General features: G+C 29.5%; 17 protein-coding genes and 1 riboswitch. Of the genes, 15 read left to right on the top strand and 2 right to left on the bottom strand.

The window, feature by feature from the left end; genetic code table 11:
* The first annotated feature begins 238 nt into the window (after positions 1 to 238).
* The 8 genes from recD2 (at position 239) to I4U66_RS10885 (ending at position 12,755) form a co-directional block, all read left to right on the top strand.
* Positions 239 to 2,461 carry an SF1B family DNA helicase RecD2 gene (gene recD2, locus I4U66_RS10920; RefSeq protein WP_166506109.1) on the top strand — a complete coding sequence of 741 codons (2,223 nt, stop codon included), beginning with the start codon at positions 239 to 241 and terminating at the stop codon, positions 2,459 to 2,461.
* Complete coding sequence (locus tag I4U66_RS10915; protein WP_092921915.1) at positions 2,462 to 3,232, top strand: ComF family protein; 771 nt, start codon at positions 2,462 to 2,464, stop codon at positions 3,230 to 3,232.
* Positions 3,233 to 3,839: 607 nt separating this feature from the next.
* Positions 3,840 to 4,388, top strand: coding sequence for a ribosome hibernation-promoting factor, HPF/YfiA family (hpf, locus tag I4U66_RS10910; protein ID WP_092921917.1), 549 nt, complete (start codon positions 3,840 to 3,842; stop codon positions 4,386 to 4,388).
* 198 nt (positions 4,389 to 4,586) lie between these two features.
* Positions 4,587 to 7,259, top strand: coding sequence for a preprotein translocase subunit SecA (gene secA / locus I4U66_RS10905; protein ID WP_092921919.1), 2,673 nt, complete (start codon positions 4,587 to 4,589; stop codon positions 7,257 to 7,259).
* Between the two features lie 15 nt (positions 7,260 to 7,274).
* Positions 7,275 to 8,385 (top strand): peptide chain release factor 2 gene (gene prfB, locus I4U66_RS10900; protein ID WP_181949436.1). Its coding sequence is split into 2 segments (ribosomal slippage): positions 7,275 to 7,349 and positions 7,351 to 8,385, totalling 1,110 coding nucleotides; the frame shifts between segments, so codons are not numbered across the junction.
* 80 nt (positions 8,386 to 8,465) lie between these two features.
* Entirely contained in the window at positions 8,466 to 10,604 is a 2,139-nt protein-coding gene (locus I4U66_RS10895; protein ID WP_092921923.1) for a Tex family protein, read from the top strand.
* Positions 10,605 to 10,624: 20 nt separating this feature from the next.
* Positions 10,625 to 11,782 (top strand): amidohydrolase, encoded by a 1,158-nt coding sequence (locus I4U66_RS10890; protein WP_195928887.1) that lies wholly within the window; start codon positions 10,625 to 10,627, stop codon positions 11,780 to 11,782.
* Between the two features lie 122 nt (positions 11,783 to 11,904).
* A riboswitch (FMN riboswitch) is annotated at positions 11,905 to 12,024 on the top strand.
* Between the two features lie 116 nt (positions 12,025 to 12,140).
* Positions 12,141 to 12,755: an ECF transporter S component gene (locus I4U66_RS10885; RefSeq protein WP_195928885.1), complete on the top strand. Its 615-nt coding sequence runs from the start codon at positions 12,141 to 12,143 to the stop codon at positions 12,753 to 12,755.
* A 111-nt stretch (positions 12,756 to 12,866) separates the two neighbouring features.
* Here the strand turns inward: I4U66_RS10885 and I4U66_RS10880 are convergent, their stop codons facing one another.
* Positions 12,867 to 13,190, bottom strand: a complete 324-nt coding sequence (locus tag I4U66_RS10880; RefSeq protein ID WP_092921927.1) for a hypothetical protein — start codon at positions 13,188 to 13,190, stop codon at positions 12,867 to 12,869.
* Between the two features lie 1,026 nt (positions 13,191 to 14,216).
* On the opposite strand from I4U66_RS10880, the gene hdcA reads away from it, so the two are divergent.
* The 7 genes from hdcA to I4U66_RS10845 all read left to right on the top strand — a co-directional run bounded on the left by hdcA (position 14,217) and on the right by I4U66_RS10845 (position 20,300).
* Positions 14,217 to 15,179, top strand: coding sequence for a histidine decarboxylase, pyruvoyl type (hdcA, locus tag I4U66_RS10875; protein WP_092921928.1), 963 nt, complete (start codon positions 14,217 to 14,219; stop codon positions 15,177 to 15,179).
* A gap of 94 nt (positions 15,180 to 15,273) precedes the next feature.
* Positions 15,274 to 16,752 (top strand): basic amino acid/polyamine antiporter, encoded by a 1,479-nt coding sequence (locus I4U66_RS10870; RefSeq protein ID WP_166506102.1) that lies wholly within the window; start codon positions 15,274 to 15,276, stop codon positions 16,750 to 16,752.
* 610 nt (positions 16,753 to 17,362) lie between these two features.
* On the top strand, positions 17,363 to 17,815 hold the full coding sequence (gene tsaE / locus I4U66_RS10865; RefSeq protein WP_195928883.1) for a tRNA (adenosine(37)-N6)-threonylcarbamoyltransferase complex ATPase subunit type 1 TsaE: 453 nt from the start codon (positions 17,363 to 17,365) through the stop codon (positions 17,813 to 17,815).
* Positions 17,815 to 18,531 carry a tRNA (adenosine(37)-N6)-threonylcarbamoyltransferase complex dimerization subunit type 1 TsaB gene (gene tsaB / locus I4U66_RS10860; protein ID WP_195928881.1) on the top strand — a complete coding sequence of 239 codons (717 nt, stop codon included), beginning with the start codon at positions 17,815 to 17,817 and terminating at the stop codon, positions 18,529 to 18,531. The genes tsaE and tsaB overlap by 1 nt, the downstream gene beginning before the upstream one ends.
* Positions 18,521 to 18,976 carry a ribosomal protein S18-alanine N-acetyltransferase gene (rimI, locus tag I4U66_RS10855; RefSeq protein WP_240275485.1) on the top strand — a complete coding sequence of 152 codons (456 nt, stop codon included), beginning with the start codon at positions 18,521 to 18,523 and terminating at the stop codon, positions 18,974 to 18,976. The genes tsaB and rimI overlap by 11 nt, the downstream gene beginning before the upstream one ends.
* Positions 18,977 to 18,978: 2 nt before the next feature.
* Positions 18,979 to 19,995 carry a tRNA (adenosine(37)-N6)-threonylcarbamoyltransferase complex transferase subunit TsaD gene (gene tsaD, locus I4U66_RS10850; protein WP_195928879.1) on the top strand — a complete coding sequence of 339 codons (1,017 nt, stop codon included), beginning with the start codon at positions 18,979 to 18,981 and terminating at the stop codon, positions 19,993 to 19,995.
* Between the two features lie 32 nt (positions 19,996 to 20,027).
* A complete protein-coding gene (locus tag I4U66_RS10845; protein WP_092921939.1) occupies positions 20,028 to 20,300 on the top strand; it encodes a hypothetical protein in 273 nt (90 codons plus the stop codon).
* Between the two features lie 42 nt (positions 20,301 to 20,342).
* Here the strand turns inward: I4U66_RS10845 and I4U66_RS10840 are convergent, their stop codons facing one another.
* A complete protein-coding gene (locus tag I4U66_RS10840) occupies positions 20,343 to 21,719 on the bottom strand; it encodes an MATE family efflux transporter (RefSeq protein ID WP_195928877.1) in 1,377 nt (458 codons plus the stop codon).
* Positions 21,720 to 21,848 lie beyond the last annotated feature (129 nt).

The following is a 21,848-nucleotide window of genomic DNA, read 5'->3' as shown; positions in this document are numbered from 1 at the left end:
AGAAGACCTATATACAAGCAAGTAGCAGCTTATGGTCACTTTGGTAGAACAGATATAGATTTACCATGGGAAAGAACTGATAAAGCAGAGCTATTAAGAAAAGAAGCATTAGGACAATAATTTAAAATAACTATAGATAATTCACCCCAGTTAAAGGGGTGAATTTTTTTTGTATAAAAGGTATAATAAATACAACTTAAGTGAACGATAGAAATATTATGGGTTGTAGGAGATGAATATGGAAAGATTAGAAGGAATGATAAGTGATATAGTATTTAAAAATGAGGATAATGGGTACACTATAGCCCACTTGGCTAACTCAGATAATGAAGTAGTCATAGTTGGTTGTATGCCTACTTTATCGGTGGGGGAAAGCATAGAAGTTGAAGGAAAATGGACAAATCATAAAACTTATGGAACTCAGTTTGAAGTAAATAAATTTATGCCAGTAACACCAACATCTCTGGAGGGGATATATGTATACTTATCTTCTGGTATGATACATGGAATCGGAGAAAAAATGGCAAAAAAAATAGTGGATAAGTTTGGAGTAAGTACATTAGATATAATTCAAAATAATCCTCATAGGCTGAGTGAAGTGGATGGTATAGGTCAAAAGAAAATAGATCAGATAGTAAAAAGCTATGAAGAAAATAGAGAACTTAGAAATATAATAATAGAACTTTCTCCATATGGAATAACTCCTAACTACTGTATGAAAATATATAAAAAGTATAAAAACAAAGCTATTGAAGTTATAAACAAGAATCCATATAAATTAGCGGAAGATATAAGAGGTGTTGGATTCAAAATAGCAGATAATATAGCTAGTAAAATAGGAATTGAAAAAAATTCAAAAGATAGGGTCTCTCAAGGAATACTCTATACTCTAAACCAATCATTAGGGAATGGTCATACATACCTACCAGAAAATATCCTTATACAAGAAGCTATTAAATTATTAGAGGTAAAAGGAGAGCTTGTAAAAGAGTGCATACTAGAACTTGCATATGATCAAAAAATACATATAGAGAAAAAAGATAATCAACATCTAATATATTTAATACCATACTATTTATCGGAAAATGGAGTATGTAAACAAATAATAAAATTATCTCAGCATGAATTTAAAGATTTAAATATAGATATAGAAGAAGAGATAAGAGTAGTAGAAAAAGAAGAAGGTATAAAGCTTGCTAACAATCAAATGTTAGCTGTAAAAGAAGCAATAGAAGGTGGCGTAGTAATAATAACTGGTGGTCCGGGAACAGGAAAAACCACTACTATAAACACCATAATAAAAATATTTGAAAACAATAATCAAGAAGTTGTATTAGCTGCCCCAACAGGAAGAGCAGCAAAGAGGATGAGTGAAACTTCAAGTAAAGAGGCTAAGACTATACATAGATTGCTAGAAATGGGATATGCAACAGATAGTGATGAACTTCAATTTATGAAAAATGAAGAAGAGCCAATAAAAGCCGATGTAATAATAATAGATGAGGTTTCTATGGTTGATATTTTACTAATGTACTCTTTACTAAGGGCAATTAAACCTGGAACAAGGGTTATATTAGTTGGTGATAGTGACCAATTACCATCAGTAGGTGCAGGAAATGTACTTAAAGATATGATAGATTCTTGTGTTATAAAAGTAGTTAGATTAACTGAGATATTTAGGCAAGCTCAAGAAAGTATGATAGTAGTTAATGCCCATAAAATAAATAATGGACAGCCATTACATTTAAACTCTAAAGGAAAAGACTTCTTTTTTATAAGAAAAAATACCAATGAAGAGATAATAAATGAAATAATAGGTTTAGTAAGTGAGAGATTACCTAAATTTTATAATGTAGATAAATTAAAAGATATACAAGTTTTATCTTCTATGAGAAAAGGAGATTTAGGAGTTACAAATTTAAATATAGAACTTCAAAAGCATCTTAATAAACCAGAAAAGTATAAGGTAGAAGAAAATTTCCAACGAAGGATTTTTAGAGTTGGCGATAAAGTCATGCAAATAAAAAATAATTATACTAGAAAATGGGAGAATGAGGATAAAACTGATAGTGGAGAAGGTATATACAATGGTGATATTGGATATGTATATCATATAGATAAAGATAAAAGGATAGTATACGTTATATTTGATCAAGTCAAAATTGTATCATATACCTATGATGAGCTAGATGAGTTAGATCATAGTTATTGTACTACTATTCATAAAAGCCAAGGAAGTGAGTTTCCAGTAGTTGTAATACCTATAACCTGGGCTCCACCAATGCTTTTAAGTAGAAATTTATTATATACAGCAGTAACTAGAGCAAAAAAACTAGTTGTACTAGTAGGAGATGTAAAGTATTTAGAATACATGATAAAGAACAATAGAATTAATAATAGACATTCAAATTTATCCTATAAGCTAAATAAATTTAAGGAAGAAGGTTTGTTAATTAAATAGATGTATAATTTCTTAATACATAAACAAAAACTAATAAGAGAAATATTTCATACAAGTTTAGAATTATTGTATCCAGATAATATATCTTGTATAATTTGCAACAATCCTATAAAAACTACAAATACATATTCATTATGTACATCTTGCTTTAAGGAATTACATTTTATATTAGATGGATGCCTAAAATGTGGAAAACCAACTATCAATGATTCTTTAGGAGAAATAGATACTTACAATTGTAGATATTGTAAATGTAAATCTTTTTATTTTGATAGAGCTATATCATGTATAGAATATAGTGAATTTAGCAAAAAAGTAGTTTTTGGATTAAAGTATAATAGTAAGACATATATGAGTAGATATATAGCGACTATAATGAAAGAAAGGATAGACCTAGAGCCTTTAGAATTTGATTATATTTTGTTTGTTCCACTTCATAAAAAAAGACAAAGAAAAAGAGGTTTTAATCAATCAGAGAAAATAGCTAAGTACTTAGGTGAGATATTAGGTAAAGATGTTTTAGATATAATTGTAAGAACTGAAAATACAAAAAGACTTTACAAATTGAATAAAGAAGAGAGGAAGAAAGAATTAAAGAATGTATTTGAATTAAAGGAAGAATCGTTCAAATTAAAAAATAAGAATATTTTATTAGTGGATGATATTTTTACAACAGGGTCAACAGTAAATGAAATATCAAAAATATTAAAGTTAAATAATGTAAATAGGGTTACAGTGATAACATTTTTAACTAGAACCATTGATACCTAAAATTACTATTGACATTAAGTTACTAAAATATTAAAATAGATAAGTAATATTTAGGTCTGTGGTTGAAAGTCCAAGCCAGTCGCAGGCAAAGGGATCCACGTAAGTTAACACTAAAAATTGGGTTAATGATCATGGTGCGGCTTAGAAGTAAGACCTACCGATATAAAATCGAGAGAGCTAGTAGTGCGGCAAACCCAAGCGAACCCTCCAGTAGGCGAGTGTGGGGTCAAAAACCAGGTCAGCTAAATATTCAAAAGTACCTTCAGAGGTGCTTTTTTTTTACAAAAATTTAAATTACGACAATAATTCACAAATTAATCACAATTATTATTGATATATGTGGATAGTTGAAGAATTATGAATAGCTAGAAATACAGTATTTAAGAGTTATTAACAAATTTATCCACATTATCCACAAAGGTAATAAAAACATTAATCCACATGATAATAGTAAATATTAATAAATAAAATAATATAACTTTATTTGAATATAATAAATTATAAAAGTAAACAATAAAAATAAAGGATTGTATAAGTCGATATAGAATATATTATGTAAGTATAAAATATAAGTTTTATACCGTTATAACCGAAGGGAGATGTTCTTATGAATATAATTATATCTGGAAAACAAATAGAACTAACAGATGGAATAAAGTCATCGATAGAAGAAAAAATAGGTAAGTTAGATTATTATCTTCATCCATCAACAGAGGCTAAAGTAACTGTTAGTGCTAAAAAAGCTAGACACAAAATAGAAGTAACAATAATCCCTATAAGTGGACCAATAATAAGAGCAGAAGATATAGAAGAAAATTTATATGCTGCTATAGATGTTGTATACGATAAATTAAATACACAATTAAGAAAATATAAAAAAAGATTGCAGGATAGACACCATGTAAATGAGAGTATAAGATATCAAACAGATGATTTATTAGAGGATAGTGATTATTCTGAGGATGAAGAAAATATAGACATAGTTATAGAAAGACATAAGAAATTTGATATGAAGCCTATGAGTGCAGAAGAAGCTGTTTTACAAATGGATCTTATAGGACATGATTTCTATATGTTCAGAAATGTTGATACTGATGATATTTCTATAGTTTATAGACGTAGAAATGGTGGATATGGGATGATAGAACATGAGTAATCTGTATTAATGTATTTATATATTAAAAATAATGCCACTAATTAAAGACATATAAAATCTTTGTTAGTGGCATTTATTTTGTTTGTAGATATTAAGCGAGATCAAGTAAATACATGGTAAATATAACAATATAAAATCTATTGTTTTTATGGTAAAATGTATAATAGTACAATAAATGAGCGAGGAGAGATGCTAAACATGGGTTTTTTAGATAATTTATTCAATATGGCAGATAAAAGAGAACTAAAAAAATTCAATAAGATAGTTGATGAAATAGACTCTTTAGAATCAAAGTTCGAGCCTATGACAGATAAAGAACTTAAGAATATGACTAATATATTCAGAGAAAGACTAGATGGTGGAGAAAGTATAGATAGTATTTTACCAGAAGCATTTGCTGTAGTTAGAGAAGCATCTAAAAGAGTACTAGGTATGAGACACTATAGAGTACAGCTTATAGGTGGGATAGTGCTACATCAAGGTAGAATAGCAGAGATGAAAACAGGGGAAGGTAAAACATTGGTTGCAACAGCTCCAGTATACCTAAACGCTCTTACAGGAAAAGGGGTACATGTAGTAACTGTAAATGATTACTTAGCAAAACGTGATAAAGAGCAAATGGGAAAAGTATATGAGTTTTTAGGAATGACTGTAGGTGTAATAGTTCACGGTCAAACCCCAGAAGTTAGAAGAGAACAATATCAATGTGACATAACTTATGGAACAAATAATGAGTATGGGTTTGATTACTTAAAAGATAATATGGTAATACATAAAGAACAAATGGTTCAAAGAGAATTAAACTATGCTATAGTGGATGAGGTCGATTCAATACTTGTCGATGAAGCAAGAACTCCTCTTATCATATCAGGACCTGGAGATAAATCTACTCACTTATATTCGGATGCAAATACATTTGTATTAACACTAAAGCCAGATGACTATGAGATAGAAGAAAAACAAAAAGCGGTATCTTTAACAGAATCAGGTATACAAAAATCAGAAATTTACTTCAATGTTGATAATATAACTGATGTAGCTCATATAGAGTTATATCATCATATAAACCAAGCATTAAAAGCGCACGTTATAATGAAGCGTGATGTTGACTATGTATCTAAAGATGGAGAAATAGTTATAGTTGATGAATTTACAGGAAGACTTATGTTTGGTAGAAGATACTCTGAAGGATTACACCAAGCTATAGAAGCTAAAGAAGGTTTAAGAATACAAAGGGAATCAAAAACATTAGCTACTGTAACATTCCAAAATTACTTCAGAATGTACAACAAGTTATCAGGTATGACAGGTACAGCTAAAACTGAAGAAGAAGAATTTAAAGCAATATATAAAATGGATGTTGTTCAAATACCTACAAATAAAGGGATACAAAGAGAAGATTTACCAGACTCTGTATATAAAAATATGAAAGGTAAATTTAATGCAGTTGCTGAGGATATAATAGAAAGACATAAAACAAAGCAACCTATACTAGTAGGTACAGTTTCAATAGAAACTTCAGAATTATTATCTCATCTATTAAAAAGAAGAGGAATAAAGCATGAAGTATTAAATGCAAAATACCATGAAAAAGAAGCAGAAATAATATCACAAGCTGGTAGATTAGGAGCAGTAACAATAGCAACTAACATGGCAGGTCGTGGTACGGATATAGTTCTAGGAGGTAATCCTACTTTCTTAACTAAAAAAGAAATGAAGAAAATGGGATACGAAGAAGACATTATAAATAAAGTAGATTCATCATTAGAGGGAATAGAAAAAGAAGGAAATGAAGACTTATTTGCAGCTAGAGAAGAATACGTAAAATTATATGCAAAATATAAAGCGCAAACTCAAGCAGAGCAAGAAGAAGTTTTAAAAGCTGGTGGTTTAGCTATCATAGGTACAGAAAGACATGAATCTAGAAGAATAGATAATCAGTTAAGAGGACGTGCTGGTCGTCAAGGGGACCCAGGTAGTTCAAGATTCTATATATCTTTAGAAGATGACCTTATGAGATTATTCGGAAGTGAGAGAATAACTTCTGTTGTCGAAAAAATAGGTCTTGAAGAAGATATGCCTATAGAGCATAAGATGTTAACTAAATCAATAGAAAGTGCTCAAAAGAAAGTTGAAGGTAGAAACTTTGGTATAAGAAAACATGTACTTCAATATGATGATGTTATGAATAAGCAAAGAGAAATAATCTACGCTGAGAGAAGACGTGTATTAGAGGGTGAAAACTTACAAGAACAAATACAAGGCATGATTTTATCTATAATAGAAGACACAGTAGCTGCATATACTTTAGAAAATGGATTTAATTTCGTTGGATTTAGGGATTACTTATATCATGTATTCCTACCAAAAGGAAGTATAGAAATACCAGATGTGGAAAAACTTAATACTACTCAAATAGTAGAAGAAGTTTATAACATAGCAATGAAGATATATCAAGGTAAAGAGGAAAGAATAGGATCTGAAAGAATGAGAGAAGTTGAAAGAGTAGTATTACTTCAATCAGTAGATAACCATTGGATAGATCACATAGATGCAATGGATCAATTGCGTCAAGGTATAGGTCTTCGTGCAATAGGTCAACAAGATCCAGTAGTTGCATACAAAATGGAAGGATTTGATATGTTTGATGAAATGACTAAGCATATCAAAGAAGATACTGTAAGATACCTATTTAATATAACTATAGAAGAGCCTGTAGAAAGAAAACAGGTTATAGATGTTAATCACTTATCATCAAATACTGATGAAGAATCATCAAACAAAACTGTTAGAAAAGAAGAAACAGTAGGAAGAAATGATGATTGCCCTTGTGGGAGTGGAAAGAAATACAAAAAATGTTGTGGTAGATAATTTCGGAGGACAGAAATGTTAAAATTACAAGACTATAGAAATAGCATAGAGTCAATGTCTTCAAATCTAGATGAAATGAGGGTTTCTCTTTGACATTGCTGGTGCACTAGCTAAAATAGAAGAAAACGAGAAAAAAATGAACGAGCAAGATTTTTGGAACAACAATGAACTTGCTCAGAAGGTTCTTCAAGAAAATAAGGTTTTAAAAGAAACAGTAGGAGAATTTAACACTTTAAAAGATTCATTAGAAGAAATCGAAGTTTTAATAGAATTAGGACTAGAAGAAAATGATGAATCTATAGAAAAAGAAATAGAAGAGTCTATATCGAACCTTGAAAAAGAAATAGATACTCTTAAAATTAAAACATTACTTAGCGGAGAATATGATAAAAATAATGCAATTTTATCTATAAATGCAGGAACTGGTGGTTTAGATGCTCAAGATTGGGCACAAATGCTACTAAGAATGTATATTAGATGGGGAGAAGGTAAGGATTATAAGGTTAAAGTCTTAGATATGCTATCAGACCCAGCAGCAGGTATAAAAAGTGCAACACTTCTAATAGAAGGAATGAATGCATATGGATACCTAAAGAGTGAAAAGGGAGTTCATCGTATAGTAAGAATATCTCCTTTCGATCCATCAGGAAAGAGACATACTTCATTTGCATCAATAGATGTGCTACCAGAGTTAGATGAAAGTATAAATATAGATATTAACCAAGCTGATTTGAAAATAGACACATACAGAGCCTCTGGAGCAGGAGGACAGCATGTAAATACTACAGATTCAGCTGTAAGAATAACACATATTCCTACAGGGGTAGTAGTTCAGTGTCAAAACGAAAGATCTCAGCATAAAAATAAAGATACCGCAATGAGAATGCTTATGGCGAAGCTTATAGAACTTAAGGAGTTAGAGCAAAAAGAAAAGATAGAAGACATTCAAGGTAAATATTCTCAAATAACTTGGGGAAGTCAAATCAGGTCATATGTATTCCAACCATACAAGTTAGTTAAAGATCATAGAACTAATGCAGAAGTAGGTAATGTAGATAGCGTAATGGATGGAAATATAGATTTATTTATAAATGAATATTTAAAAATGAATAAATCTAGTAAATAGTAAAATAAGGGCTTGAGAATTTTATTCTCGAGCCCTATTTTGAGGCTACATATAAATTTCTACGAAAGAAGAGGACAAATATGAAAATAAATGAAATCTTAAAAAAAGAGTTTAACCTTAGAGATGAACAAATAAAAAATACTATCAAGCTTATAGACGAAGGCAATACAATTCCTTTCATAGCTAGATATAGAAAAGAAATGACTGGTGAAATGAGCGATGTTGTATTAAGAGCTTTTCATGATAAGCTAGTATATTTAAGAAATTTAGAAAGTAGAAAAGAAGATGTCATAAGAATCATAGAAGAGCAAGGAAAACTTACTGAAGAATTACAAAAAAACATAGCAAAAGCAAATACACTTCAGGAAGTAGAAGATATTTATGCTCCATTTAAACAAAAGAAAAGAACAAGAGCAACTATAGCAAAAGAAAAAGGATTAGAAAATTTTGCTTTAGCTATACTAAATGGAGAAGTAGAAGATATAAGTATAGAAGCTAAAAAATATATTAATACGGAAAAAGACGTAAATAGTGAAGATGATGCTATAAAAGGTGCAAAAGATATAATTGCCGAAGTAGTTTCGGAAGATGCTAAGATAAGAAAATATATAAGAGAATTAGCATTAAGAGAAGGTATGATTAGTACAAAAAATTCTAAAGATGAAAAATCAGTTTATGATATGTACTACGACTACAATGAAGCAGTAAAGACAATGGCTCCTCACAGAGTACTAGCAGTAAATAGAGGGGAAAAGGAAGGATTCTTAAAAGTTAAATTAGAAATAAACAATGATAAAGTAATAAATCATATAGTAAGTGAATATGTAAAAGAAAAGAATAAATCAAAAGAAGAAATAATATCATCTATAGAGGATGCTTATAAGAGATTAATATTCCCATCTATAGAAAGAGAAATAAGAAATCAACTAACAGAAAATGCACAAGAAAGAGCAATAAGTGTATTTGGTAAAAATATAAAAAGTTTATTATTACAACCGCCTGTTAAAGATAAGGTAGTCATGGGATTTGACCCAGCATTTAGGACAGGATGCAAAATAGCTGTTGTAGATAAAAATGGTAAATTATTAGATTTTACAACTGTTTATCCTACACAGCCACAAAACAAAGTAGAAGAAGCTAAAAAAGAGTTAAAAGAATTAATAAGAAAATATTCCATAGATATAATATCTATAGGAAATGGAACAGCATCAAGAGAATCAGAAAAAATAGTATCAGACATGATTAAAGAGATGGATGAAGAAGTTCAATACATAATAGTAAACGAAGCAGGAGCATCTGTATATTCTGCATCAGAACTTGCAAATGAAGAACATCCAGACATAAACGTATCTATAAGAGGTGCTATATCAATAGCTAGAAGATTACAAGACCCATTAGCAGAGCTTGTAAAAATAGACCCTAAGAGTATAGGTGTAGGTCAATACCAACATGATCTTAATCAAAAAAGATTAGAGCAGGTTCTAGGTGGAGTTGTTGAAGATTCAGTTAATAGTGTTGGAGTAGATTTAAATACTGCATCATATTCTTTATTAGAGCATATTGCTGGTATAAGCCATAGTATAGCTAAAAATATAGTAGCATATAGAGAAGAAAATGGAGATTTCACATCTAGAGCACAACTTAAAAAAGTAAAAAGACTAGGGCCTCAAGCTTTCACTCAATGTGCAGGTTTTATGAGAATATTAGATGCTAAGAATCCTTTAGATAATACTTCAGTTCACCCAGAAAGTTATAAGATTTGTGAAAGTATGTTAAAATTATTAGGATACTCAATGGATGACTTAAGAAATAAAAATATAGAAGGTATAGATGCTAAAGTTGAACAAATAGGGCTTAAAAAATTAAGTGAAGAGTTAGAAGTTGGAGAATTAACATTAAAAGACATTATATCTGAAATTAAAAAGCCAGGTAGGGACCCTAGAGAAGACGGTATGAAACCTGTACTTAGAACAGATGTCTTAAAGATAGAAGACATTAAAGAAGGAATGGTATTAAAAGGAACAGTTAGAAACGTAGTAGACTTTGGTGCATTTGTTGATATAGGTATAAAAAATGACGGATTAGTTCACAAATCTCAAATGAGTAAAAGTTTTGTAAAGGATCCTATGGACATAGTTACAGTAGGAGATATCATAGATGTAAAAGTTATAGGAGTAGATATGGATAAACAAAGAGTAGCTTTATCTATGAACATATAAACTATATTAGGAGGGAAGATATGCTTCTTATAAAAAATGGTGTAATAAACACTATAACAAATGGAATAATTGAAGGAGATATCCTTATAGAAAATGGAAAAATAAAAGAAATAGGAAGTAATATAACTTCTCAAGAGGATATAAAAACAATAGATGTAGAAGGAAAATTTGTATTTCCAGGATTTATAGATGCACATACGCATCTAGGATTATGGGAAGATGGAATGGGATTTGAGGGTGCTGATGGAAATGAAGAAACAGACCCTATAACACCACACTTAAATCCAATAGATGGTATAAATCCAATGGATAATACATTTACAGAAGCAGTCCAAGGTGGTATAACATCAGTATGTACAACACCTGGAAGTGCTAATGTGATGGGTGGAGAATGTATAGCTATAAAAACTTATGGAAAAAGAATAGATAAAATGGTTCTAAAAAATCCAGTAGCGTCAAAAATTGCATTTGGAGAAAATCCGAAGAGTTGTTATGGTAGAGATGAAAAAATGCCTCAAACTAGAATGGCTATAGCTGCACTTTTAAGAGAGCATTTAAAAAAAGCTGAAGAATATTTAGAAGAAATAGAGTTATACGAAGAACATGAAGATCATGATAAACCAGAATATGATATGAAAATGGAATGTATGATACCTATATTAAAGGGTGAAATACCATTTAAAGTTCATGCACATAGAGCAGATGATATATTCACAGCTATAAGAATAGCTAAAGAATTTGATATAAAGTTAACTTTAGATCATTGTACAGAAGGACATATTATAGCAGATGAATTAGCCGAAGAGGGATATCCTGTTGTAGTTGGCCCATCATTATCAGAAAGATCTAAAATAGAGCTTAGAAATCTGACTTTTGATACAGCAGGTATACTTGCAAAAGAAGGACTTCAAGTTTCATTAACAACAGATCATCCTGTAATACCAGTACAGTACTTGCCAATATGCTCTGGAATAGCAGTAAAACATGGTATGGAAAAAGAAAAAGCATTAGAAGCTATAACTATAAATCCAGCCAAAACTTTAGGAGTAGATGATAGGGTGGGATCTTTAGAAGTTGGAAAAGATGCAGATATAGTTGTATGGGACGGTTGCCCTCTAGAAATACAAAGTAATGTACTAATGACTATTATAGATGGAAAAATAGTTTATAGAAGATAGTTATGGGTATAATAATATTGTAATTGAAATAAAACTATACCCAAAAATTATATCTAATAACCAGTTGACTTTGAATGAACTATTTAATATTATTAAAGTATACGGAAAATTAAATAGTTTCTGAAGATCTTCGGGGCAGGGTGAAATTCCCTACCGGCGGTTATAGCCCGCGAGCTACAGAAGTAGCATGATTTGGTGAAATTCCAAAGCCGACAGTAAAGTCTGGATGAGAGAAGATATTTATGGAAATATCTATATATAAGGACATATTTATAGTTTTTTGCTATATCCATAAAGGCTCGAAGGTAAGATCTTCGAGCTTTTTATTTTTCCTAATAAAAATTAGGAGGTAAAAATTATGCAACAAACACTTAAAAGTAATAGGATGTTTTCTACATCTACATTAGTAAAGGTAGGGATATTATCGGCTATCGGATATATACTTATGTTCATATCAGTCCCGATACCATTACTGTTTCCAGATTTTTTAAAAATAGATGTATCGGATTTACCAGCACTTTTAGGAGGAATAACTTTAGGACCTGCTGCTGGTGTTATGATAGCTTTTTTAAAGAATTTACTTCAATTTATAACAGGAATGTCTACTACAGGCGGAGTAGGAGAGCTAGCAAACTTTATAATAGGCGGGTCATTTGTATGGACGGTATCATATATATATAGTAAAAAAAGAGAAACGAAAGATCTTATAATTGGCCTTTTATTAGGAATTATAGTAATGACAATAGTAGGGTGTTTATCTAATTATTTTATGATGTTACCATTTTATAGTACTATAATGCCAATTAAAGCTGTTATAGAAATGGGAGCGGCTATAAATCCAGTAATAGTAGATAAACTAAGCTTTGTTATATGGATAATAGCACCATTTAACATATTAAAAGCAACGATAATGTCTTTACTAACATTACCAATGTATAAAAAAACTGAAAAAGTTTTAAATAGAATGAAATAAAAATAAAGCTATCTCTTAGAAGGGATAGCTTTATTTTTATAAATTTTAAACATGACGATAAATTTAAAAAGTTATATAAAATAATAAATATGTTGGCAAGTTAAATTTTAACTAAAAATACTCCCAATATACAATTATACTTAAAATAGCAGCAATTATAGTATATAGCACAGAAACTATAAAAGGAGTATTTATATAAAATCTTAAAAAATGTGTATTTCTACGAGATTTACTTTCTAATAAGTGCTTAATTGGTAGGTCAGTTTTGGAAGTAAAAAATCCACCTTCGCTAGAGAAATAAAAAATAATCATTGATATTAATAAACCTGTTAAAAATGACATTTCTATAAATGATGTATTAAATAATTTAGAGATTAAAAAATTAGTAGTAATCAATACGATAAGAGATAATAAAGAGTATATCCAGTTTTTCATATAATACCTCCCAAAATTAAAACTTACTATACTAGGACGAGGTACTTGGGAAAGATATTCCCCTCATATTTTCACCATATAATTATTTTTAAAATCACATGTACATACAAGCATATTTGGTTACTGTTTATAACTAATTTATATGTAATACTTCATTAATTGTTACATGTTTTTAATACGAATTTTTTATATATTAGCAACATCTGAATTAGTATTTGATGATGTTATATATTGAGCGAATTTTTTGCTTTATAAATTATATTCTCCATAGCAACTCTAAATTCTGCGTATTCAATCATTGATAAATATTTTTGCTATTACTTCTATGTATAATTTCATCTTTTTTAAAATTTCAAATTTGATTTTTCCATCGTCTTTTAGATGATTATTTAAAAATTTATAAATATAATTTTCTGAAAGCACATTAATTGATGCAATACCAAAGTTCGCAGTTAAATAAGAAAACACTCTATATTTTTTTGGAGTATCTAAAAAATATTTAAATTCATTAGATGTTAATGAGTTATTTAAAATAGCTTGCCCATCACTTCTATCAATAAAAGCCTTATTAGAGGATATTATTAGTGTTTAATCCGATTTAATCAGAGTATAATTTAGCACAATCATATACTCTGCCAGTAGTGATAGCAACATAAATATCTTTAGTAAAAGCATTTTTAATAGCAGTTTTATTTTTTTAGAAATAGTTTATTGATTTATTAGAAGAGCATCATATATATCTATAGATATTAATTTTATATTCATATTAAATTTTTTTAGGTTTATTATAATGTATGCAAAAAAATAGGTTAAATTGAAAAAATCTATAATTATTAAAGGAAAAATTTATTATATCTAATAAAGCGTATGATATAAATAATCATTAAAATAATGTACAAGTATATAGAACTTTAGTAAATTTCTAAATATAAAGAAATAAACGTTTTCTGATTTTGTTTTTTTGTCAAGGGTATATGTACTCATGTACAGCGATTTGCTGTATATAATTTTTGGGAGGTGTTCAAAATGAACAAAAATTTAGAAGAACAGAGAAATCGAACTATAGGGGTAGGCCCCAGAAAGGTAAGAAAAGTAAGAGCGGCTAAGGTAGATAAAACAGCTATAAGTCCATACAATCGTTACTGTGATGGATACGGAATGCCAGGAGCTTATGGAAATGGATATGTTTCAGTTCTTACAGTTTCTGTTGGTACAGTTAAAAAAACAGATGACTTCTTATTAGACGGAATAGTTTCATATGATAGAGCGGAAATAAATGATGCATATGTCGGTCAAATAAATATGCTCACAGCTTCATCTTTTTGCGGTATAGCAGGGCAAGTATGGGGTTATGATTTAGCAACACATATGAATATAGCGGATGAAAAAGAACAACCATTATTTGATGTAGAACAATTTGATGGAACACCACTTAAAGTGTATGACGCTAAACCTTTATTAGAAGCAGGTATTGAATTATTCGGTACAGAAAAAAATAGACGTTTCCCAACAATACCAGGAGCTCATGTAATATGCGCAAACAAGAGTGTTACATCTTATAGACCAAAAGAAAATAGACCTTTAAAAGAAGGAGAAGCTTACGGAGTTTGGTCATTTATAGCAATTTCATTATCAAATGATAGAGATAATTGTGCGGATTTATTTATAGAAGATGCGGGACTTTGGACAAAAAATGATAATGAAGAAGATCTAAAAAAATTCTTAGAAAAACACAGAAAAGCAGTTGCTTGGTCAGTTAAAGAGTGTGGTAGAGATTCACATGTAGTATTTGATAGAACTTATGTAGGATTTGCATATACAATAATGAAACCAGGTGAAATCGGAAATGCATTAACTTGCGCTCCATATGTAACTTTAGCAAGAGATGCAGTACCTGAAAGCGGATTTTCAAGTTTAAATCAATTAACACTTAATGAGTGGTTAGATGAGATGGAATTTAAACCATTAACAGAATGTACTCAGAAATAATCATTTTAAGTACATTTTGTTAAGAGTTTAAATTACAAAATGCACTTAAAGCTAGTAATTTTCATAAAACTTAATGAAATTTAGGAGGGCTATTATGAGCGATAAAAGTAGCGGTAGCGAAGCGAAAGATAATAGCACTAAAAAGCTTGGTGTAGTTGCTCTAGCGGGCGTAGTAATAAGTGCTATGCTAGGTGGTGGAGTTTATAATCTACCACAAAATATGGCTCAGCATGCATCTGCCGGTGCAATACTAATTGCATGGATAATAACTGGTTTTGGTATGTGGTTTATTGCAAATACTTTTAGAGTGCTTGCAGCAGCCAGACCAGATGTGACAACTGGTATATATGCTTATGGTGAGTTAGGATTTGGTAAATTTACAGGTTTCTTAATGGCATGGGGGTATTGGATATGTAACTCTTTCGCCAATGTAGGATATGCAGTACTATTAATGGATTCACTTAACTATTTCTTTCCATCATATTTTACAGGTGGGAATAACTGGTTGTCTATTGTTTGTGGGTCAATAGTACTTTGGGTTATTTATTTTGCAGTTTTATCAGGTGTTAAACAGGCTGCATTTTTAAATGTAATAGGAACAATCGGTAAACTAGTTCCATTAGCTATATTTATATTAGTATTAGCTATATCATTTAAAGTTTCACTCTTCTTTACTGATTTTTGGGGCTTAAAAACTGTTGCATCAGTTCATGATAGCGCGCTAGGTGGATTATTGCCTCAAGTTAAGAGTACCATGCTGGTAACTTTATGGGTATTTACAGGTATAGAAGGAGCGGTTGTTGTATCTGGTAGAGCTAAATCACAAAAAGATGTTGGGAAAGCTACATTTTTAGGGTTCTTAACTTGTCTTTTACTATACACTATGCTTTCATTATTACCACTTGGTGTAGTTCCTCAAGGGGCTGTATCTAAAATGGCACCACCGTCAACTGCAGCAGTCTTAATGACTATAATGGGTAAATGGGGTAGTATAATAATGAATGTTGGTGTAATTATAGCCATTCTAAGTTCTTGGCTTATATGGACAGTTATGTTAACAGAATTACCATATGCAGCAGCAAAAGATGGAACATTCCCTAAAGTATTTACAAAAGAAAATAAAAAAGAAGCACCATCATTTTCATTACTTGCATCTACTATTGTAATGCAAATAATATTAATATGTGTTCACTTTACCGGAAATGCTTGGAATATGATGTTAAGTATAACAAGTGTTATGGCTTTACCTTGTTATATAGCTTCAACTTTATACTTATATAAAATATCTTCAAAAGAGGATGCTTATCCGAAAAAAATATTTGCAAGCCGTACTTATGCATATATAACTGCCATAATAGGTACTATATATGGGTTATGGTTATTATATGCAGCGGGGCTAGAATATTTATTAATATCACTAATTATCTATGCGATAGGTATTCCAGTATTTAAAAAAGCAAGAAAAGAAATAGAGCCAGATAAACCTGAATTTACTAAGATAGAAAGATATGTTGCTATAGGGCTAATAGTGCTTGGGATAGTAGGTTTAATATATCTATTTAAATTTATGTAATTTAGATAAAACGAAAAAATAGAGAGATTATAAAAATTAATCTCTCTATTTTTTCGTTTTATTTAGAAATTAAATATTTTTTATATAAGAATATATTTATTATTAACTTTGTTTCTTTATTTGCATATCTCTAACTTAATTATATGTGTATTCAAAGTAAAAAGCACCTACTAATTTCTTAGCAAGTGCTTTAGGGGAATAAGGAATATATTGTTTGGGGGAATAAATATTTCTTATACTATAATTATTATCATATTGAAAGATTATATACATATTTTATAAAAAAATTTATTTATAATGAATATGGATAAAATATTAAACTAAAAAGAAAAAACTGCCTACATTACAGGCAGTAGGAAATAATTATTTTAAAAAGGGTTAGGAATATAGAGTAAATTTAAAAAAGGTTTTTAAAAGTACATACACCTGTACCTTTAAAAACCTTCATGGTTTCAATTAACTTATATTCTTAATTAAATAGTAGTTCACTATTTTCAAAAAGTCAACCATAAATGTATATTATATTTATAAATACTTTATAATACCAGATGGTTATAATATAATAATATCTAGTTGATAATTTTTTCAAACTATTTATGGAGATGAATTTATGATTAAAATATATTTAGAAGATGAAAATAAAACAAAAGAAATTGGATATAAATTAGGAAAATTGCTAACACCAGGAAGTGTTATATGTTTAATAGGAGATTTAGGAGCTGGAAAGACTACAATGACTCAAAGTCTTGCAAAGGCCCTAGAAGTAGATGATTATATAACTAGCCCAACATTTACAATAGTAAATGAGTATGAAGGAAAAATGCCTTTATACCATTTTGATGTATACAGAATTGGTAGTAGTGATGAAATGTATGATATAGGATATGATGAGTATATAAATGAAGAAGGAGTATGCATAATAGAATGGGCAAATCTAATAGAAGACATACTTCCAGAAGAATACTTACATATAGAATTAAGATACAAAGATATGTCTAGAGAAATGATATTAAATCCAGTGGGAGAAAAATATGAAAAGATAGTTGAGGAGTTGACAAAATAATGAAGGTACTAGGAATAGATACATCTTCTCTTGCTACAAGCATAGCTGTTATAGAAGATGATAAATTAATATGTGAATATACAGTAAATACAAAAAAGACACATTCTCAAAAGCTTATGCCTATGATAGAAAATATGCTTAAGATGAGTGATTTAAATGTTAATGATATGGACCTAATAGCTATATGTGAAGGACCTGGATCATTTACTGGACTTAGAATAAGTATGGCTACAGCAAAGGCTATATCACATGTAAATAATATACCAATGGTAGGTGTTAATTCAGTAGAATTATTAGCTGGGAATATGGACTTATGTGATAAGAAAATATGCTCTATATTAGATGCACAAAGAACTCAAGTTTATATGGGACAATATAAATATGAAAATGGAAAATTAGTTGAGTTAAAAGGTGTAGATGTAGTAGAGATAGATGATTTATTAGAAGAATTATCAAACTCTAATGAAGATTGGATATTAGTTGGAGAAGCTGTATATAAATATGAAGACAAGATTAAGGAAATAGAAAATATACATATAACAGCACCTTCTCATAATGTAAATAAAGCAAGTAGCTTATGTGTAATAGGTATTGAAAAGTATAAAAATAATATAAATGTTCATGATTGCTATACTATAAATCCAGTATATATTAGAAAATCTCAAGCAGAAGTTCAATATGATGAAAAGATGAAGAGGTTAAATGATGGAAAATAATATAGTTATAGAAAGAATGACGGCCAAAGATATTGACGGAGTTTTTGAGGTTGAAAAAAACTGCTTTGAAGATTATTGGTCTAAAGATGCATTTAAAAAAGAATTAAGTAACGATGTTGCTAGATATTTAGTTGCTAAAATAGATGATAAAGTAGTAGGTTACGTTGGAATATGGTTTGTTGTTGATGAAGGCCATATCACTAATGTAGCGGTACATGAAGATTATAGAGGTAGAAAAATAGGAGACAAGCTAATACAAGCACTAGTAGAGCTTTGCAGAGAAAGTAATATAGTATCAATGACTTTAGAAGTAAGGGTTTCAAATATAGTTGCTCAAAATCTTTATAAAAAGTATGGATTTAAGTTAGCAGGAATAAGAAAAGAATACTATAGCAACAACAAAGAAGATGCCATGATTATGTGGAGTGATATAAAGGCGGTGTAGTAATGAAAGATATAATAACATTATCAGTAGAGAGTAGTTGTGATGAAACTTCTATAGCTATTTTAAAAAATGGTAGAGAAGTTTTGACAAATATAGTTTCAACTCAAATAGATTTACATAAAAAATTCGGTGGGGTAGTTCCTGAGGTTGCATCAAGAAAGCATATAGAAAATATAGATGGAGTATTACAAGAAGCTTTAGATGAAGCTAAAATAGAATTAAAGGATATAGATCATATAGCAGTAACTTATGGACCAGGTTTAGTTGGTGCTTTACTTGTTGGATTATCTTATGCAAAATCATTAGCATTTTGTTTAAATAAACCACTTGTAGGAGTAAATCATATAGAAGGGCATGTTAGTGCAAACTATATAGCTCATAAGGATTTAAAGCCACCATTTATAACTTTAATAGTTTCTGGTGGACATACTCATTTAGTAGAAGTTAAGGACTATGGTAAATATGAAATACTTGGAAGAACAAGAGATGATGCATCTGGAGAAGCTTTTGACAAGATAGCGAGAGCTATGGGATTAGGATATCCAGGAGGACCTATAGTAGATAAGTTAGCTAAGCAAGGAAATAAAAATGCAATAGATTTTCCTAGAGCTTATTTAGATGAAGGTTATGATTTTAGTTTTAGTGGATTAAAATCTGCTGTATTAAATTATCTAAATGCTAAAAAGATGAAAAAAGAAGAAATAGTAGTAGAAGATGTATGCGCATCTTTCCAAGAAGCTGTTGTAGAAGTATTATCTCAAAAGGCAATAAAAGCAGCTAAGGAAAAAGGATACAATACAATTGCTTTAGCAGGAGGGGTTGCTTGCAACTCAGCACTTAGAGAAAAAATAACAAAATTAGGAAAAGAAAATAATATAGATATAAAATATCCACCAGTAGATTTATGTACAGATAATGCAGCTATGATAGGTTGTGCAGGATATTATAATTATATAAATGGAATAATAGATGATATGAGTTTAAATGCTGTTCCAAATCTAAAAATTGGACAGAGATAAACACAATAAATTGTAAGTTATAAGGGGAAATTATGAAAAAAGCAAATGTACTGTTAATTGTAGCAGTGATATTTCAAATTATGTTTTTATTAGTATTTACATCAATAATAGATTTATATGCTATATTAGCAAGCTCATTAGCTACATCAATAATAGACTTTTTATGTTCAGGAGCTATAGTTTCTGGATTTATAGCATCATATATTTATTATGAAGAAAATAAAAAAATATCCGTGGGCTTATGGATTATAAGTACATTATTTTTAGTGATATATATTTTTAGTGCACTTATAGGTACAATGTGATAAAAAATAACTCTGAGAAATTTCTCAGAGTTATTTTTTAAATTAATTCATTTCTTTTACTATATTTGCAGCCCATTTTTTAGATAAAGCTCTTGGAACACCAAATATAAATTTAACTAGTTCTTCACTATAAGTTAATAATACTAATACATAAATAGGAGCACCTTTAAATGCGGCTATAAATGTTAATGGAATTGATACTAACCACATACATCCAAGCTCTAAAAATAAGGCATATCTAGTATCTCCACCACTTCTTAAAACACCTATTATTATTAATGTATTAAATGACTTAAGAGCCATTAAAATACCCATTATAATAAATATTTTAGTTATATCAGGAGCTAAATTTGGTGTAACACTAAATATATTTAATAATAGAGGAATATTTAATATTAGCAACCCTCCAAAAATTAGCCCTGTAATAAATACAAGAGCAGAGAACTTTTTAGCATAAGAGATAGCTCTATCAATATTATCTGCGCCAAGTTCATTACCTAACATTATAGATGCACCTATAGCTATACATACAGCAGTCATTATAAAGAAGTTACCTGTACTTGTTGCTATTTGACTAGCGGCTATGGCAGAAGTACCAGCTTTTGAGTACGCAACTGAATACAATACTGTACCAATTGCCCATGCAGTATCATTTAAGAAGATTGGAAAACTAGTTTTTAAAAATGATGAAGAAAACTCTTTATCAATAAGTTTTAATTCTTTTATACCAAACTTTAAAGTATAATCTTTTTTAAAGAAGTATACATATCCAATTAGTAAAGAAAATTCAACTATTCTAGCTATAACCGTAGCAAGTGCAGCACCTTTAACACCTAACATAGGCATCCCTAAATTACCGAATATAAGGCCATAATTAAGAATTATATTAACAATTAACGCAACTGAGCTACAAATCATACCTAGCTTAGGATTTCTAATTCCTCTTGAGCCTACACTAAAAACACTACTCATAGCAATAAGAGGATAACAAAATACAACTATACTAAAGTATTCTGTGCATTGTCTTATTACTTCAGGGTCATATGAAAATATATGAATAATTTCGGTTGGTATGATTAATGCTGGTATAAAAAATACTAGACTAAGTAAAACTGCTAGTATAATAGTAAATCCTGTTACCTTACGAATATTAGTTGTATCACCTTTTCCAAAGAACTGAGAAATAAATATTCCAGCACCACCAGTAATACCTGATAGAGACATACTAAATAAGAAAAAGAACTGGTTTGCAACACCGATAGAAGCTACTGATGTTTCGCCCAAACTACTTATCATCATAGTATCTATTACATTTACTGATGTTGATATAAGTTGTTGTATTATTATAGGAATACATAATGATACAAGCACTTTATAGAACATCTTATTATCATCATTTAAAGAAAATAATCCTTGCAAAATATCACCCCTTTATTTAATTTTAAAATCATCTTGTTAAATAATATCATAATAAAGTATGTGTGTAACTATATAAATAATAGAAATTTAAATTAAAAACATTTTATATTATGATATTATCTTATGAAA

The organism is Romboutsia sp. D33t1_170424_H2, from assembly GCF_015669105.1.
GTDB classification, from domain to species: Bacteria; Bacillota; Clostridia; order Peptostreptococcales; family Peptostreptococcaceae; genus Romboutsia_C; species Romboutsia_C hominis.
Note: the sequence above shows the minus strand (reverse complement) of the source record. Positions and strands in the feature narration are given on the sequence as shown.

Coding starts and splice junctions, on each gene's coding strand:
- recD2 (WP_166506109.1), top strand. CDS start 239: ATGGAAAGATTAGAAGGAATGATAAGTGATATAGTATTTAAAAATGAG.
- I4U66_RS10915 (WP_092921915.1), top strand. CDS start 2,462: ATGTATAATTTCTTAATACATAAACAAAAACTAATAAGAGAAATATTT.
- hpf (WP_092921917.1), top strand. CDS start 3,840: ATGAATATAATTATATCTGGAAAACAAATAGAACTAACAGATGGAATA.
- secA (WP_092921919.1), top strand. CDS start 4,587: ATGGGTTTTTTAGATAATTTATTCAATATGGCAGATAAAAGAGAACTA.
- I4U66_RS10895 (WP_092921923.1), top strand. CDS start 8,466: ATGAAAATAAATGAAATCTTAAAAAAAGAGTTTAACCTTAGAGATGAA.
- I4U66_RS10890 (WP_195928887.1), top strand. CDS start 10,625: ATGCTTCTTATAAAAAATGGTGTAATAAACACTATAACAAATGGAATA.
- I4U66_RS10885 (WP_195928885.1), top strand. CDS start 12,141: ATGCAACAAACACTTAAAAGTAATAGGATGTTTTCTACATCTACATTA.
- I4U66_RS10880 (WP_092921927.1), bottom strand. CDS start 13,190: ATGAAAAACTGGATATACTCTTTATTATCTCTTATCGTATTGATTACT.
- hdcA (WP_092921928.1), top strand. CDS start 14,217: ATGAACAAAAATTTAGAAGAACAGAGAAATCGAACTATAGGGGTAGGC.
- I4U66_RS10870 (WP_166506102.1), top strand. CDS start 15,274: ATGAGCGATAAAAGTAGCGGTAGCGAAGCGAAAGATAATAGCACTAAA.
- tsaE (WP_195928883.1), top strand. CDS start 17,363: ATGATTAAAATATATTTAGAAGATGAAAATAAAACAAAAGAAATTGGA.
- tsaB (WP_195928881.1), top strand. CDS start 17,815: ATGAAGGTACTAGGAATAGATACATCTTCTCTTGCTACAAGCATAGCT.
- rimI (WP_240275485.1), top strand. CDS start 18,521: ATGGAAAATAATATAGTTATAGAAAGAATGACGGCCAAAGATATTGAC.
- tsaD (WP_195928879.1), top strand. CDS start 18,979: ATGAAAGATATAATAACATTATCAGTAGAGAGTAGTTGTGATGAAACT.
- I4U66_RS10845 (WP_092921939.1), top strand. CDS start 20,028: ATGAAAAAAGCAAATGTACTGTTAATTGTAGCAGTGATATTTCAAATT.